This is a genomic window from Solwaraspora sp. WMMA2056 (assembly GCF_030345095.1).
GTDB lineage: Bacteria > Actinomycetota > Actinomycetes > Mycobacteriales > Micromonosporaceae > Micromonospora_E.
Genome location: NZ_CP128360.1, coordinates 1,823,705 through 1,837,982 on the forward strand (window position 1 = coordinate 1,823,705; position 14,278 = coordinate 1,837,982).

The 14,278-nt window shown below is 71.8% G+C and carries 14 protein-coding genes; 10 read left to right on the plus strand and 4 right to left on the minus strand.

Translation table 11 applies throughout. The annotated features are described in order from the left end of the window. Positions 1-17: 17 nt before the first annotated feature. Positions 18-935: a M23 family metallopeptidase gene (locus tag O7608_RS08440; RefSeq protein WP_289209408.1), complete on the minus strand. Its 918-nt coding sequence runs from the start codon at positions 933-935 to the stop codon at positions 18-20. 272 nt (positions 936-1,207) lie between these two features. Further along, the gene (locus O7608_RS08445) at positions 1,208-1,930 is read right to left on the minus strand and encodes a M23 family metallopeptidase (protein WP_289209409.1); all 723 of its coding nucleotides are present in this window, start codon (positions 1,928-1,930) and stop codon (positions 1,208-1,210) included. A 384-nt stretch (positions 1,931-2,314) separates the two neighbouring features. On the opposite strand from O7608_RS08445, the gene O7608_RS08450 reads away from it, so the two are divergent. From O7608_RS08450 to sucD, 3 genes are all read left to right on the plus strand, one after another. Continuing rightward, positions 2,315-2,737, plus strand: a complete 423-nt coding sequence (locus tag O7608_RS08450; RefSeq protein WP_289209410.1) for a cobalamin B12-binding domain-containing protein — start codon at positions 2,315-2,317, stop codon at positions 2,735-2,737. Between the two features lie 387 nt (positions 2,738-3,124). Beyond that, positions 3,125-4,321: an ADP-forming succinate--CoA ligase subunit beta gene (gene sucC / locus O7608_RS08455; protein ID WP_289209411.1), complete on the plus strand. Its 1,197-nt coding sequence runs from the start codon at positions 3,125-3,127 to the stop codon at positions 4,319-4,321. A 5-nt stretch (positions 4,322-4,326) separates the two neighbouring features. Then, a complete protein-coding gene (sucD, locus tag O7608_RS08460) occupies positions 4,327-5,214 on the plus strand; it encodes a succinate--CoA ligase subunit alpha (RefSeq protein ID WP_289209412.1) in 888 nt (295 codons plus the stop codon). 75 nt (positions 5,215-5,289) lie between these two features. Here the strand turns inward: sucD and O7608_RS08465 are convergent, their stop codons facing one another. Next, positions 5,290-5,541: a hypothetical protein gene (locus O7608_RS08465; RefSeq protein ID WP_282223937.1), complete on the minus strand. Its 252-nt coding sequence runs from the start codon at positions 5,539-5,541 to the stop codon at positions 5,290-5,292. 160 nt (positions 5,542-5,701) lie between these two features. Between O7608_RS08465 and O7608_RS08470 the strand changes: the two genes are divergently transcribed. Then, positions 5,702-7,096 carry a cell division protein PerM gene (locus O7608_RS08470; protein WP_289209413.1) on the plus strand — a complete coding sequence of 465 codons (1,395 nt, stop codon included), beginning with the start codon at positions 5,702-5,704 and terminating at the stop codon, positions 7,094-7,096. A gap of 36 nt (positions 7,097-7,132) precedes the next feature. Here the strand turns inward: O7608_RS08470 and O7608_RS08475 are convergent, their stop codons facing one another. Beyond that, entirely contained in the window at positions 7,133-7,693 is a 561-nt protein-coding gene (locus tag O7608_RS08475; protein ID WP_289209414.1) for a DUF4190 domain-containing protein, read from the minus strand. A gap of 142 nt (positions 7,694-7,835) precedes the next feature. Between O7608_RS08475 and purN the strand changes: the two genes are divergently transcribed. The 6 genes from purN to O7608_RS08505 all read left to right on the plus strand — a co-directional run bounded on the left by purN (position 7,836) and on the right by O7608_RS08505 (position 13,995). Beyond that, a complete protein-coding gene (purN, locus tag O7608_RS08480; RefSeq protein WP_289209415.1) occupies positions 7,836-8,450 on the plus strand; it encodes a phosphoribosylglycinamide formyltransferase in 615 nt (204 codons plus the stop codon). Next, a complete protein-coding gene (purH, locus tag O7608_RS08485; protein WP_289209416.1) occupies positions 8,447-10,030 on the plus strand; it encodes a bifunctional phosphoribosylaminoimidazolecarboxamide formyltransferase/IMP cyclohydrolase in 1,584 nt (527 codons plus the stop codon). The genes purN and purH overlap by 4 nt, the downstream gene beginning before the upstream one ends. A gap of 16 nt (positions 10,031-10,046) precedes the next feature. Beyond that, positions 10,047-10,646 (plus strand): pentapeptide repeat-containing protein, encoded by a 600-nt coding sequence (locus O7608_RS08490; RefSeq protein WP_289209417.1) that lies wholly within the window; start codon positions 10,047-10,049, stop codon positions 10,644-10,646. A gap of 13 nt (positions 10,647-10,659) precedes the next feature. After that, on the plus strand, positions 10,660-11,532 hold the full coding sequence (locus tag O7608_RS08495; RefSeq protein WP_289209418.1) for a bifunctional methylenetetrahydrofolate dehydrogenase/methenyltetrahydrofolate cyclohydrolase: 873 nt from the start codon (positions 10,660-10,662) through the stop codon (positions 11,530-11,532). Between the two features lie 132 nt (positions 11,533-11,664). Beyond that, positions 11,665-12,615 (plus strand): malate dehydrogenase, encoded by a 951-nt coding sequence (mdh, locus tag O7608_RS08500; RefSeq protein ID WP_289209419.1) that lies wholly within the window; start codon positions 11,665-11,667, stop codon positions 12,613-12,615. A gap of 162 nt (positions 12,616-12,777) precedes the next feature. Further along, entirely contained in the window at positions 12,778-13,995 is a 1,218-nt protein-coding gene (locus O7608_RS08505; RefSeq protein ID WP_289209420.1) for an NADP-dependent isocitrate dehydrogenase, read from the plus strand. The last annotated feature ends 283 nt before the right edge of the window (positions 13,996-14,278 follow it).

The window sequence follows — 14,278 nt, forward strand, 5'->3', positions numbered from 1 at the left end:
GGCCCGTACCGCAGCGGTCAGCAGCCCAGGTCGACGCCGCGTTCGCGCAGCCACGGCGCCGGGTCGACCTGGCTCCACAGCCCACCGACGTGCACCTCGAAGTGCAGGTGCGGGCCGGTGGAGTCACCGGTGGAGCCCTCCTGGCCGATCTGGTCGCCCGGGGCCACCTTGTCGCCGACGGCGACGCTGGTGGCGGAGAGATGGGCGTAGTGGGTGAGCAGACCGTTGCCGTGGTCGATCACCACGGAGATGCCGTACCCGGTGTAGGCCCAGCCGGCGACGGTGACGGTGCCCGCTCCGGCGGCCAGGACCGGCGTACCGGCAGGCATGGCGAGGTCCATTCCGGCGTGCAGGACGCCCCAGCGCTGGCCGTAGCAGGAGGTGATCTGCGCGCCGGGCATCGGGGTGACCCAGTCGGGGCTGGCGCTCGGTGTCGGGTCGGGCGCGGTGGCGGCGGCAGCGGTGGCCGCTCCGCTGTCGGCCGGGGCGTCGGCGCCCGCGTCGGTCCCGGCTTCGGTCGGGGTCGCCGCGTCGGTGGGTGCGGCGGCAGATGTCGTACCGCTCGGTGTCGGGGTGGCGTCGGCCGGGCCGAAGCCGGCCTGCCCGCCGGGCTCGGCGGTGGCGCGGCGTTCGCTGCGGTCGGCCCGCTGTGCCGTGTCGGCCCGTTCGTCGATGGCCGCCTGCTCGTCGGTGGTCCGTTCGCCGGCGGTGGTGACGGTGGTGGGGTCGTTCTGCCCAGGCTCGTCGGGGTAGGTCAGGGCGGTGGCGGCACCGCCGATGCCGAGGGCGGCGATGGCCAGCCCGGTGAGCGCCACGGTGCGGCTGCGCCGCCCGATGTGACGGATCCGGGCGCGGGCACCGGGCGGGAGCCGGTGCGCGCCGGTGGCGCGGTGTCGGGCCGGTGCGGCGGGCCGGGAAGGCTCGGTGTGCGACACGGGGGGACCTCCGTGGTAGGGAGAGCACGGACCCGAAAATGGTGGTGTGCCAACCACGGAGGGTGGGTACGGGGTACCAGGAGAAGTGACTCAGGGTGCTCACGGATGGGGAGTTCTGCGGCGCGGGCGGTAGCTCTGCGTAGTTTTTGCTGGCGGTTGAACGTGACGCCGATCACAATGCGTCGAGTGGTGCAGGTCACTTCTGGGCGATCGAGGACACAAGAAACCGCCCAGACCGGCTGGTCTGGGCGGTCAACTACTGATACGCTCAGTCAGGAGTCGACTACTCCACCGTAAATTGACTCCACTTGTAGCTGGATGTCCACTCCCTTGTCCCGCAACCACGGGATCGGGTCCTTCGCTTCGCCCTCGACGTGCACCTCCAGGTGCAGGTGGGCGCCGTAGGAGTGGCCCGTGTTCCCGACGTCCCCGAGCAGGTCGCCTGCCTCGACCCGGTCGCCGGCGGTGACCCGCAGCCGGGAAGCGTGCCCGTAGACCGCCTCGGTGCCGTCGTCGTGCTTGACGATGACGCAGTAGCCGTAGCCGCCGTTCCAGCCGGCCAGGGTGACTGTGCCCGAGTGGATCGACTGGAACGGGGTGCCCTCCGGGGCGGCCAGGTCGACACCGGCGTGCAGCTTGCCCCACCGCATCCCGTACGGGGAGGTGAAGGTGTAGCCGTGCAGCGGCAGCATCCACACGTCCGGCGCTGCCTGGGTCATCGAGGTGGCCGGCGCGCGGTCGGTGTCCCGCGACGCCCGCTCGGCGTCGCTGGCGCGCTCGAGGGCCTGGTCACTCAGGGCGGCCGTGGTCTCCAGGTCGGCCAGGGCCGCAGGGCTCAGTGTCTTGGCGTCCGGCATCGCGCTGGCCCCGAGGGCGACGACACCCGCGCCGACCACGGCGGTGGTCATCACCGCGGCGTACCGGTTGCGAGGGGGGGTGGGTACGCGGCGGCGACCCCGATATCTGTCGGGCTCTGACGACAGGCGTTGGCGCACGCACACCCTCCGTTGGCGGGTAGTTCGGCCGGTGGTGCAAGCGTCGTAGGACCGTGTAGTTAACGCTCGTTGGCCGGGTTGGTTCTGGCCGGAACCAGATGACAACCGTGGACACGGTAGCCAACCCCCAGCCTGGCCACAACCCGACTCGCAAAAAACCGTTGACGATCTGCGATCGTCCGTTGTGTATTGTCCGAATTCGTAACCTTTTATTAGCCCACTCGTTGGTAACTCCCGGTTACATTGAGCAATACTTATCGTGCGTTCAGTGTGTCGGTCCGCTGTCCCGTGTCGGGCGACGGACAGGCTCCCGCCAGCCTGCCGACGTTGGTTAACCTTCGTTAAGGGCCGCATGCGGCGGGCCGACGGGCGGGAGGCGCAGCGATGCAGACGCGGATCCGGGTGGTGGTGGCCAAGCCGGGGCTCGACGGCCACGACCGGGGAGTCAAAGTGGTGGCCCGCGCGCTGCGCGACGCCGGTATCGAGGTCATCTACACCGGCCTGCACCAGACCCCGGAGCAGATCGTCGAGACCGCGATCCAGGAGGACGCCCACGCCGTCGGGCTCTCGGTGCTCTCCGGCGCGCACCTCACGCTCTTCCGCCGGGTCCTCGACCTGCTGCGCGAGCGCGACGCCGAGGACATCGTGGTCTTCGGCGGCGGCATCATCCCCGACGACGACATCGCCGCACTCGCCGCGCTCGGCGTCGCCCGGATCTTCACCCCCGGAGCGAGCACCGGTGAGATCGTCGACTGGGTACGCGGCAACGTGTCCGGACAGCCCGGCGACGCGCGGCGTTACAGATGACGCGCGGCGATCAGGCGACGCACGTCCGCCAATAGGTGAGAGGCCGGACGCACCCCTCACACGTCCGGCCTCTCCATGCACGATGCCCCGCCGCCACCCCTCGACCGACAGGGCATCGGCCGCTTTCGCGTCGGCGCCGCTGTGCGTGCACCGACATCACAGTCAACGACGCCCGTCACCGGTGGTTACGTGGCCGGCCGGCCTTTTTCCCGGCCGGGCGAGGTGTGTGCGGTTGCGCACACCGTCCGCCCGGCTGCTGGCCCCACCGGTACGGGTGGTTAGGCTGCGCCAATGGCCGGTCACGGCTCGTGACCGGACAAGTCATCTGCAATGCACGCTGGCGGCGGCGCGACGGCGCGCCGCGGAGACGGAACGGGACGCGCAAACGTGGACCTGTACGAGTACCAGGGGCGCGAGCTGTTCGAGCGACACGGGTTGCCCGTGCTCGCCGGCGGCGTCGCCACCACCCCGGAAGAGGCCCGCGCGATCGCCGAGCGCCTCGGCGGCCGTGTCGTGGTCAAGGCCCAGGTCAAGGTCGGTGGTCGGGGCAAGGCCGGCGGCGTCAAGCTGGCCGAGGACGCCGACGAGGCGACCACCCACGCCACCAACATCCTCGGGATGGACATCAAGGGGCACACCGTCGGCAAGGTGATGCTGACGGTGACCGCCGACATCGCCGACGAGTACTACCTGTCGTACCTGCTGGACCGGGCGAACCGTACCTTCCTCTGCATCGCCAGCGTCGCTGGCGGCATGGACATCGAACAGGTCGCCGCCGAGACCCCGGAGCGGGTCGCCAAGATCGCCATCGACGCCACCGTCGGGGTGGACGAGGCCAAGGCCGCCGAGATCGTGACCGCAGCCGGCTTCCCGGCGGAGCTCGCCGACCAGATCACCGAGATCGCGGTACGCCTCTGGCAGGCGTTCATCGCCGAGGACGCCACCCTCGTCGAGGTCAACCCGTTGGCCCGCACCACCGAGGGCCGGGTGCTCTGCCTGGACGCCAAGGTCACCCTCGACGAGAACGCCGGCTTCCGGCACCCCGACCACGAGGCGATGGTCGACCAGTCCGCCGTCGACCCGCTGGAGCAGCGGGCCAAGGAGAAGGACCTCAACTACGTCAAGCTCGACGGCTCGGTCGGCATCATCGGCAACGGTGCCGGGCTCGTCATGTCCACCCTCGACGTGGTGGCGTACGCCGGTGAGGCGCACGGCGGCGTCAAGCCGGCCAACTTCCTCGACATCGGCGGCGGGGCCAGCGCGGCGGTGATGGCCAACGGGCTGGAGATCGTGCTCTCCGACCCGGCCGTACGGACCGTCTTCGTCAACGTCTTCGGTGGGATCACCGCCTGCGACGAGGTCGCCAACGGCATCGTGCAGGCCCTGGCGCTGCTGGAGCAGCGCGGCGAGACGGTCACCAAGCCGCTCGTGGTCCGCCTCGACGGCAACAACGCCGAGGCCGGCCGGGCCATCCTCGACTCGGCCGCCAACCCGCTCGTCGAGCGGGTCGACACCATGGACGGAGCGGCCGAGCGGGCCGCGCAGCTCGCCGCAGCGGCGTCCGGCCGCCCGGAAGGACAGTGATCGAAATGGCGATCTGGCTGACCAAGGACTCCCGGGTCATCGTGCAGGGGATGACCGGCTCCGAAGGCTCCAAGCACACCCGGCGGATGCTCGCCGCCGGCACCAACGTCGTCGGCGGGGTCAACCCCCGCAAGGCGGGCCAGCAGGTCGAGTTCGGCGACGTGCGGTTGCCGGTCTTCGCCAGCGTCACCGAGGCGATGAGCAGCACCGGCGCCGACGTCACGGTCATCTTCGTCCCGCCGGCGTTCTGCAAGGCCGCGGTGATGGAGGCCATCGACGCGCAGATCCCGCTCGCCGTGGTGATCACCGAGGGCATCCCGGTGCACGACTCGACGGCGTTCTGGGCCTACAACGTCGCCTCCGGCGGCAAGACCCGGATCATCGGCCCGAACTGCCCGGGGATCGCCTCGCCGGGCGCGTCCAACGCCGGCATCATCCCGGCCGACATCACCCCGGCCGGGCGCATCGGCCTGGTCAGCAAGAGCGGCACGCTGACCTACCAGCTGATGTACGAGCTGCGCGACATCGGCTTCTCCACCTGCGTCGGCATCGGCGGTGACCCGGTCATCGGCACCACCCACATCGACGCCCTGGCAGCCTTCCAGGACGACCCGGAGACCGACGCCGTCGTGATGATCGGCGAGATCGGCGGCGACGCCGAGGAGCGGGCCGCCGAGTTCATCAAGGCCAACGTGACCAAGCCGGTGGTCGGCTACATCGCCGGGTTCACCGCCCCGCCCGGCAAGACCATGGGCCACGCGGGCGCGATCATCTCCGGGTCCGCCGGCACCGCCGACGCCAAGCAGGCCGCCCTGGAGGCAGCCGGCGTCAAGGTCGGCCGTACGCCGAGTGAGACCGCCCGCCTGATGCGGCAGGTCATCACCGGCGGCTGAGCCGCCGTACCGCGCCGTGCACCGCAGGGGGCCAGCTACCGGGCGACCGGTCGATGGCCCCCTGCGTGCTGCCGGTCAGCCGATCGGGTAGTTCCCGGTGGCCCAGAGACTGGCCCCACCGATGATGTTCAGCACGCTGAGCACGATCGCCACCCAACCCAGCACGGTGGACTTGCCGAAGCGGTTGGCGTCGCGGATCGACAGCGCGCCGAAGAGGATCCCGAGGATGCCGCAGCAGAGCAGGCCGACCACGATGCCGAGCACACCCCACAGGGTGCTCCGGTCGCTGCCGGCCGCTGCCGCAGGCGGTGGATACTGCGCGGTCACGTACACCCCCGTCGAGTCGACGACCGCCGCCGTGGGCGGTGCGGTACGCCACCGAGCGTACGGTCTTTTGCCCGAATTGGTGGGTGGTTCGGCAGGTCACCGGCCCGACCACGGCGGTAATGCCGCAGCATCGGTGCACTGACGTGCCAAAGTAGGCACGATGGCAGCCCACCCCCCGGAACCGCCGCCGGACCACGCCGTACCTGTCGACGTGGCCCGGCCGCCCGGTGCCGCCCGGCCGCCCGGTGCCGGCCGGCCGTCGACACCTGGTGCGGCCCGACGCCGCCGGGCCCCGCTACTGGTCGCGGCCACCGTCACCACGCTCTGGGCGGCGGTCGTGTCCTACCTGCCGGTCGCGGCGGTGCTGTGGCTGCTGCGGTCGGCCGAAGGGGCGTCGTCGGTGCCCGACGCGGCCCGCGTCGGCCTCGCCGCCTGGCTGCTCGGCCACGGCGTACCGCTGGGGACCTCGACCGGCCCGCTCGGGCTGGCCCCGCTGCTGCTCAGCGTCCTCGCCGCCTGGCGGATCTACCGCGCCGGGGTGCACACCACCCGGGCCATCGGTGCCCGCCGCAGCGGTTCGCCGGGGCACACCGCCGCCGTCGCGCTCGCTGTCGGCCTCGTGTACGGCGCCGCCGGTGCCGCCGCCGGGCTGGTCGCCGGGACCACGGCGGCAGCGGCCGACCCGACCCGGGCCGGGATCGGGTTGGCGGTGTTCGGCGCGGTCGGTGCGCTGCTCGGCGCGGCCCGGACCACCGGCGTCGACGCCCGGCTACGGGCCCGCGTCCCGGTGCCGCTGCGCCACGCCGGCCGGACCGGGCTGGTCGCGGCGCTGCTGGTGCTCGCGGCCGGTGCCGGTGCCGTCGGGCTGTCGGTGGCGGTCAGTGGTGGGGACGCCGCCGACACCATCGGCGTCTACCGGGCCGGCGTCGCCGGCCAGGCCGGCATCACCCTGCTCAGCCTCGCGTACGCGCCGAACGCCGCCATGTGGGCGACGTCCTATCTGCTCGGCCCCGGGTTCGCGTTGGGCACCGGCACGGCGGTACGCACCAGTGAGGTCACCCTCGGCAGTCTGCCGGCCGTACCGCTGTTCGCCGGCCTGCCGGGCGGTCCGTCCGGCGGGCTCAGCGCCGCGCTGCTGGCCCTGCCGGTGCTGGCCGGGATGACCGCCGGCTGGGTACTGACCCGGCGCTGGCCCGCCGTCGGCGTCGACGACACCGCCGGGCCCGGCGAGCCGGTGGGGTGGTTCACGTTGCTCGGTACGGCCCTGCTCAGCGGCCCGGTCGCCGGGGTGATCCTCGGAGCCGGTGCCGCCGCCTCCGGTGGTCCGCTCGGCGCCGGCCGGCTCGCCGAGGTCGGGCCGGTCGCCTGGCAGGTGGCGGCGGTCGCGGGTGCGGTGGTCGGCGTCGGCGCGGCGATCGGTGCCGGTGCGGCCCGCGCCGTGGCGGCGCCCCCGGCCGACCCGGTGGCGGCCGGTGGCCCCCGGCGGCAGCCACCCCGGCAGCGCCGTGGGGCGCCCCGGATCAGCCGCAGACGCGCCGCAGGGCGCCCCGGTTGACCCGGGACGCCCTGCACGCTCAGGAGGCCGGCCAGCTCAGAAGCTGAAGCCACCGCCGGTCTGCAACACCACACCGAGGATCGCGTTGGCGATACCGAGCACGACCCCGACCGCGCCACAGATCAGACCGGCCATCGCCTGACCCCGGTTGTCCGCCAGACCCTGATCTGCCTTGTTACGGCCGAGGAAGCCGAGCACGATGCCGGCGATCGCCACCAGGATGCCCAGCAGCGGGCAGCACAGCGCGAGCACGATCGAGGTGATACCGACGATCATGCCGACCAGGCCGAGGGTGTTGTTCTTCTGCGGACCCGGCGCGCCGTAACCCGGCGCCGGGTACGGCTGACCCGGCACCGGCTGCTGCGCGTACGGGTCGGAGTAGGGCTGGCCCGGGGGCGGCTGCTGGCCGTACGGCTGGCCGGAAGTGGGCGGCATGCCGTAGGCCGGCTGCCCCGACGTGGGCTGACCGTAGCCGGGCTGGCCGTAGCCGGGCTGGCCGTACGGGTCGGACGGTGGAGACGAGGTCGGATCCTGGGGCTGCTGGGGCTGCTGGGGCTGCTGGCCGTACGGATCCTGGCCTGGATAGCCGGGCTGCACAGGGCACTCCTTCACGACGACGACGCTCAGGCCGGGCCGGAGATGGAAACTGCCCGAGCGACCGGCAGCGTATCTGGTCAGCGCAAATCCCGTCGCCCGATGGCCTGCGACGCACCGGCGCACCGCCGGGTAGGGTGCTGGCGTGACCTCGTCCGCCGCCCGACTCGTGGTGCTCGTCTCCGGCTCCGGTAGCAACCTGCAGGCGTTGCTCGACGCCACCGCCGATCCGGCGTACGGCGCCGAGGTGGTCGCGGTCGGCGCGGACCGCGACGGCATCGCCGGCCTGGACCGGGCGGCCGCCGCCGGAGTGCCGACCTTCGTGACCCGCGTCGGCGACCACCCGACCCGCGCCGACTGGGACGCGGCGCTGACCGACCAGGTCGCGGCGTACCGGCCCGACCTGGTCGTCTCCGCCGGCTTCCTCAAGCTGGTCGGCGCGCGGTTCCTGGACGCCTTCGGCGACCGGTACGTCAACACCCACAACTCGCTGCTGCCGGCCTTCCCCGGCATGAACGGCCCCCGGGACGCCCTGGCCTACGGGGTGAAGCTGGCCGGGGCCACCCTGTTCTTCGTGGACGCGGGCGTCGACACCGGCCCGATCGTCGCCCAGGTCGCCGTCCCGGTCGAACCCGACGACGACGAGGCCAGCCTGACCGAGCGGATCAAGCAGGCCGAACGCGCCCAACTCGTCGAGTACGTCGGCCGGCTGGTCCGGCACGGCTGGAGCATCTCGCACCGAAAGGTCACCATCGGATGAACCCGACCACCACCGACGGCCGTCGCCCGGTCCGCCGTGCGCTGATCAGCGTCTACGACAAGACCGGCCTGACCGAACTGGCCGGCCTGCTGCACGCCGCCGGGGTGGAGATCGTCTCCACCGGTTCCACGGCGTCGACGATCGCCGCCGCCGGCGTGCCGGTGGTCCGGGTCGAGGACGTCACCGGCTTTCCCGAGTGCCTCGACGGTCGGGTCAAGACGCTGCACCCGCACGTCCACGCCGGACTCCTGGCCGACCTGCGCTCGGCCGACCACACCCGGCAGCTGGCCGATCTCGGCGTCGCGCCGTTCGACCTGCTGGTGTCGAACCTCTACCCGTTCACGCAGACCGTCGCCTCCGGTGCCGACCTGGACGGCTGCGTCGAGCAGATCGACATCGGTGGCCCGGCGATGGTCCGGGCGGCGGCGAAGAACCACGCCAGCGTCGCGGTGGTCACCTCGGTGTCGGCGTACCCGTTGATCGAACAGGCCCTCGCCGACGGCGGCTTCACCCTGCGGCAGCGCCGCGCCCTCGCGGCGCGGGCCTTCGCCGACATCGCCGAGTACGACGTGGCGGTCGCCGACTGGTGTGCCCGCGTCCTGGTCGACGCGGACGCCGACCAGTCGGTGGACTGGCCCGAGTTCGCCGGTACGGCGCTGCGCCGCTCCGCCGTGCTGCGCTACGGCGAGAACCCGCACCAGCGGGCCGCGCTCTACCTGGACCCGGCGGCCCCGGCCGGGCTGGCCCAGGCCGAGCAGCTGCACGGCAAGGAGATGTCGTACAACAACTACGTCGACGCCGACGCGGCCTGGCGGGCGGCGAACGACTTCACCGCCCCGGCGGTGGCGATCATCAAGCACGCCAACCCGTGCGGCATCGCGGTCGGCGACGACGTCGCGCAGGCGCACCGCAAGGCGCACGCCTGCGACCCGGTGTCGGCGTACGGCGGGGTGATCGCGGTCAACCGGCCGGTCACCGTCGAATTGGCCGGCCAGATCGCGGAGATCTTCACCGAGGTCGTGGTGGCGCCCGGGTTCGAGCCCGGGGCCGTCGAGGTGCTGGCGAGGAAAAAGAACCTGCGGCTGCTGGTCGCGCCGCCGTGGCAGCCGGCCGCCGTCGAGTGGCGGCAGGTCACCGGCGGTACGTTGGCCCAGACCGCCGACCGGATCGACGCCGCCGGTGACGACCCGACGCAGTGGCGGCTGGCCACCGGTACGCCGGCCGACGACGCCGTACTGGCCGACCTCGTCTTCGCCTGGCGGGCGGTACGGGCGGTGAAGAGCAACGCGATCCTGCTGGCCGCCGACGGGGCCACCGTCGGGGTCGGGATGGGCCAGGTCAACCGGGTCGACTCCGCCCAGTTGGCGGTCCGCCGGGCCGGTGCGCAGCGGGCCGCCGGGTCGGTGGCCGCCTCCGACGCGTTCTTCCCGTTCGCCGACGGCCTGCAGGTGCTGCTCGACGCCGGGGTACGGGCGGTCGTGCAGCCCGGCGGATCGATGCGCGACGAGGAGGTGATCGCCGCGGCGGCCGCCGCCGGGGTCACCATGTACCTCACCGGTACCCGGCACTTCTTCCACTGAGCCGCCGGTCGCCGTCGTGTCGACGCAGCAGCGGGTCGAGCAACGGATCGTCGGCGCCGACTGGGCGCTCGACGAGTTCGACCGCGTCCACTTCGACCGCTGCGAGTTTCTCGACGTCGACCTGACCGAGGCGACGTTGGCCGGCTGCGTCTTCACCAACTGTGTGCTGGCCAACGTACGGGCGAACGCGGCCACGTTCACCCACTGCGCGTTGCTGCACTGCGTCGTACGGCGGTCGTCGTTTTTCGACGCGACCTTCACCGACTGCAAGCTGACCGGGACCCAGTTCCTGGACTGCACGCTGCGACCGCTGCACGTCGACGGCGGCGACTGGGGCTTCGTGCTGCTGCGCGGGGCGGATCTGACCGGGACGAAGCTGTCCGGCCTGCGGCTGCGGGAGGCCGATCTGACCGGGGCGAACCTGAGCCGGGTGGACCTGACCGGGGCGGACCTCGGCTACGCCCGGTTGGCCACCGCGACGTTGCGCGGTGCCGACCTGCGCGGCGCGGACCTGGCCGGGGTCGAGCTGCGCGGTCTCGATCTCACCGATGCCCGGATCGACCTGGGCCAGGCGGTGCAGGTGGCGGCGGCCTACGGTGCCGACGTACGCCCGTGAGACGATCGGTGACGTGACGGCGACAATTCTGGACGGTAAGGCGGCTGCCGCCGCGATCAAGGACAATCTGCGCGCCCGGGTCAAGGCCCTGGCCGAGCAGGGCGTGGTGCCCGGGCTCGGTACGGTGCTGGTCGGTGACGACCCCGGCTCCCACGCGTACGTCAACGGCAAGCACCGCGACTGCGCCGAGGTGGGCATCGCCTCGTTGCGCCGCGACCTGCCCGCCGACGCCAGCCAGGAGCAGGTCGAGGCGGTCGTCGCCGAGTTGAACGCCGACCCGACCTGCCACGGTTACATCGTCCAGTTGCCGATGCCGGCGCAGATCGACACCCAGCGGGTGCTGGAACGGGTCGACCCGGACAAGGACGCCGACGGACTGCACCCGGTCAACCTGGGCCGGCTGGTGCTCGGCTTCGACGCGCCGCTGGCCTGTACGCCGCGCGGCATCGTCGAGCTGCTGCGTCGCCACGGGATCCGGATCCGGGGCGCCGAGGTCGTGGTGATCGGGCGCGGTACGACGGTCGGCCGACCGCTGGGCCTGCTGCTGACCCGGCGCAGCGAGAACGCCACGGTGACGCTGTGCCACACCGGCACCCTGGACCTGGGCGACCACACCCGCCGGGCCGACATCGTGATCGCTGCGGCCGGGGTGCCCGGCCTGGTCACCGCCGAGATGATCAGCCCCGGGGCGACCGTGGTCGACGTGGGCATCACCCGGGTGATCGGGGAGAACGGCAAGGGCCAGTACACCGGTGACGTGGCACCGGACGTCGCCGAGGTCGCCGGGGCTCTCGCGCCGGTGCCCGGCGGGATCGGCCCGATGACCCGGGCGATGCTGCTGACCAACGTCGTCGAGCTCGCCGAGCGGGGCCTGGCCGCCGCGTGACGGGTGACGCGTGAGGGCGGGACCGTGCTTGGCGCGTGAGGTGGGTCTCCGGGCGCGCCCCTGGGCCGCCGAGCCGTTACCTGGCTGATACGGTCCCGACAAATTCGCCCGGTAGCAGGGAGTGAGACGACAATGGGCAAGAAGGTCACCGTCGTCGGGGCCGGCTTCTACGGCTCGACGACCGCGCAGCGCCTGGCCGAGTACGACGTCTTCGACACCGTCGTGCTGACCGACATCATCGAGGGCAAGCCCGAGGGCCTGGCCCTCGACATCAACCAGTCGCGGCCGATCGAGGGCTTCGAGACCAAGGTCGTCGGTGCGACCACCGGGGTCGACGGGTCCGGCTACGAGGCGATCGCCGGCTCCGACGTCGTCATCATCACCGCCGGGCTGCCCCGCAAGCCGGGGATGAGCCGGATGGACCTGCTCGAGGTCAACGCGAAGATCGTCCGTGGGGTGGCGGAGAACGTCGCCCGGTACGCCCCGGACGCGGTGGTCATCGTGGTGTCCAACCCGCTGGACGAGATGACCGCCCTGGCGCAGATCGCCACCGGCTTTCCACGCAACCGGGTGCTCGGGCAGGCCGGCATGCTGGACACCGCCCGCTTCTCGCACTTCGTCGCGGAGACGCTCGCCGTACCGGTGGCGACCGTGCGTACGCTGACTCTCGGCTCGCACGGCGACACGATGGTGCCGGTGCCGTCGCGGTGCACGGTCAACGGCAAGCCGCTGACCGAGCTGCTGCCGGCGGAGAAGATCGAGGAGCTGGTGGTCCGGACCCGCAACGGTGGCGCCGAGGTGGTGGCCCTGCTCAAGACCGGTTCGGCGTACTACGCGCCGTCGGCGGCGGCGGCCCGCATGGCCAAGGCCGTGGCGGAGGACTCCGGCGCGGTGATGCCGGTCTGTGCCTGGGTCACCGGCGAGTACGGCATCGACGGCGTCTATCTGGGCGTCGAGGCCGAGCTGGGTGCCGAGGGCGTGCGCCGGGTGGTCACCACCGACCTGACCGAGACCGAGCTGGCCGCGTTGGCCGAGGCCGCCGAGGCGGTCCGCGCCAAGCAGGCGGACGTCGCGAACCTGTAGGCGGCGGGCAGATCGCCAGCGAAGACCGGGGCGGGTACGGCGTCGTGCGCCGTACCCGCCCCGTCGTCGTCCGTCACTGCTTCGGTCACCGGCTGCACGCGCCGACCGGCAATCCAGTACGCTCGTACTGCTAACACGAGTTTCCGAGAGGAGCGCCGGTCGATGGCGAAGATCAAGGTAACGAACCCGGTCGTCGAGCTCGACGGCGACGAGATGACCCGGATCATCTGGAAGCAGATCCGGGAGCAGCTGATCCTGCCCTACCTCGACGTCGACCTGCACTACTACGACCTGTCGATCCAGTACCGCGACGAGACCGACGACCAGGTGACGGTCGACGCCGCGAACGCCATCAAGCAGCACGGCGTCGGCGTGAAGTGCGCCACCATCACCCCGGACGAGGCCCGGGTCGAGGAGTTCGGCCTGAAGAAGATGTGGCGGTCGCCGAACGGCACGATCCGGAACATCCTCGGCGGTGTCGTGTTCCGTGAGCCGATCATCATGTCGAACGTGCCCCGGCTGGTGCCGGGCTGGACCAAGCCGATCATCATCGGTCGGCACGCCCACGGCGACCAGTACAAGGCCTCCGACTTCGTGGTGCCCGGCCCGGGCACGGTGACCATCACCTACACCCCGGCCGACGGTAGCGCCCCGGTCGAGATGGAGGTCGCCAACTTCCCCGGCGGCGGCGTCGCGATGGGCATGTACAACTTCGACGAGTCGATCCGCGACTTCGCCCGCGCCTCGCTGCGTTACGGCCTGGACCGCGGCTACCCGGTCTACCTGTCGACGAAGAACACCATCCTCAAGGCCTACGACGGCCGGTTCAAGGACATCTTCGCCGAGGTGTACGAGGCCGAGTTCGCCGCCGAGTTCGCCACCGCCGGCATCACCTACGAGCACCGGCTGATCGACGACATGGTGGCCGCCGCGCTCAAGTGGGAGGGCGGCTTCGTCTGGGCCTGTAAGAACTACGACGGTGACGTGCAGTCGGACACCGTCGCTCAGGGCTTCGGCTCGCTCGGTCTGATGACCTCGGTGCTGATGACCCCGGACGGCCGTACGGTCGAGGCCGAGGCGGCGCACGGCACTGTCACCCGGCACTACCGGCAGTGGCAGAAGGGCGAGAAGACCTCGACCAACCCGATCGCGTCGATCTTCGCCTGGACCCGGGGCCTGGCGCACCGGGGCAAGCTGGACGGCACTCCGGCGGTGACCGAGTTCGCCAACACCCTGGAGCAGGTCTGCATCGACACCGTCGAGGGCGGCCAGATGACCAAGGACCTGGCGCTGCTGATCGACCGCAACGCCCCGTGGCTGACCACCGACGAGTTCATGGCGGCTCTCGACAGCAACCTGGCAAAGCGCCTGAGCGCCTGAGCGCCGTCGGCACCGTCACCGGTGCCGACAGCGAATCGTTGAGCAGGATGGACGTGGTGCCAGTCGCGTCCAAAGGGGGTCGGGCGCTGGCGGTCGCCCTGAGCATCATGACGTCAGCGGTCGGTCCTCGGCTGTGAACCAGCAGCCTGCCGTCCCTTCCCTGCGGGGGGCCCTGTCCCGGGCCCCCCGCAACCACGTGCACCACCCTCCTGCACCACCCATGATCCCGACGATCTTGCACTTATCGACGGACAAATAAGACAAAAGCTCGCGATAAGTCCAA

What these genes read in the sequence shown, in the direction of transcription:
- O7608_RS08450 (WP_289209410.1), top strand. Translation starts at nt 2,315, where the DNA reads ATGCAGACGCGGATCCGGGTGGTGGTGGCCAAGCCGGGGCTCGACGGC.
- sucD (WP_289209412.1), top strand. Translation starts at nt 4,327, where the DNA reads ATGGCGATCTGGCTGACCAAGGACTCCCGGGTCATCGTGCAGGGGATG.
- O7608_RS08470 (WP_289209413.1), top strand. Translation starts at nt 5,702, where the DNA reads ATGGCAGCCCACCCCCCGGAACCGCCGCCGGACCACGCCGTACCTGTC.
- purH (WP_289209416.1), top strand. Translation starts at nt 8,447, where the DNA reads ATGAACCCGACCACCACCGACGGCCGTCGCCCGGTCCGCCGTGCGCTG.
- mdh (WP_289209419.1), top strand. Translation starts at nt 11,665, where the DNA reads ATGGGCAAGAAGGTCACCGTCGTCGGGGCCGGCTTCTACGGCTCGACG.
- O7608_RS08505 (WP_289209420.1), top strand. Translation starts at nt 12,778, where the DNA reads ATGGCGAAGATCAAGGTAACGAACCCGGTCGTCGAGCTCGACGGCGAC.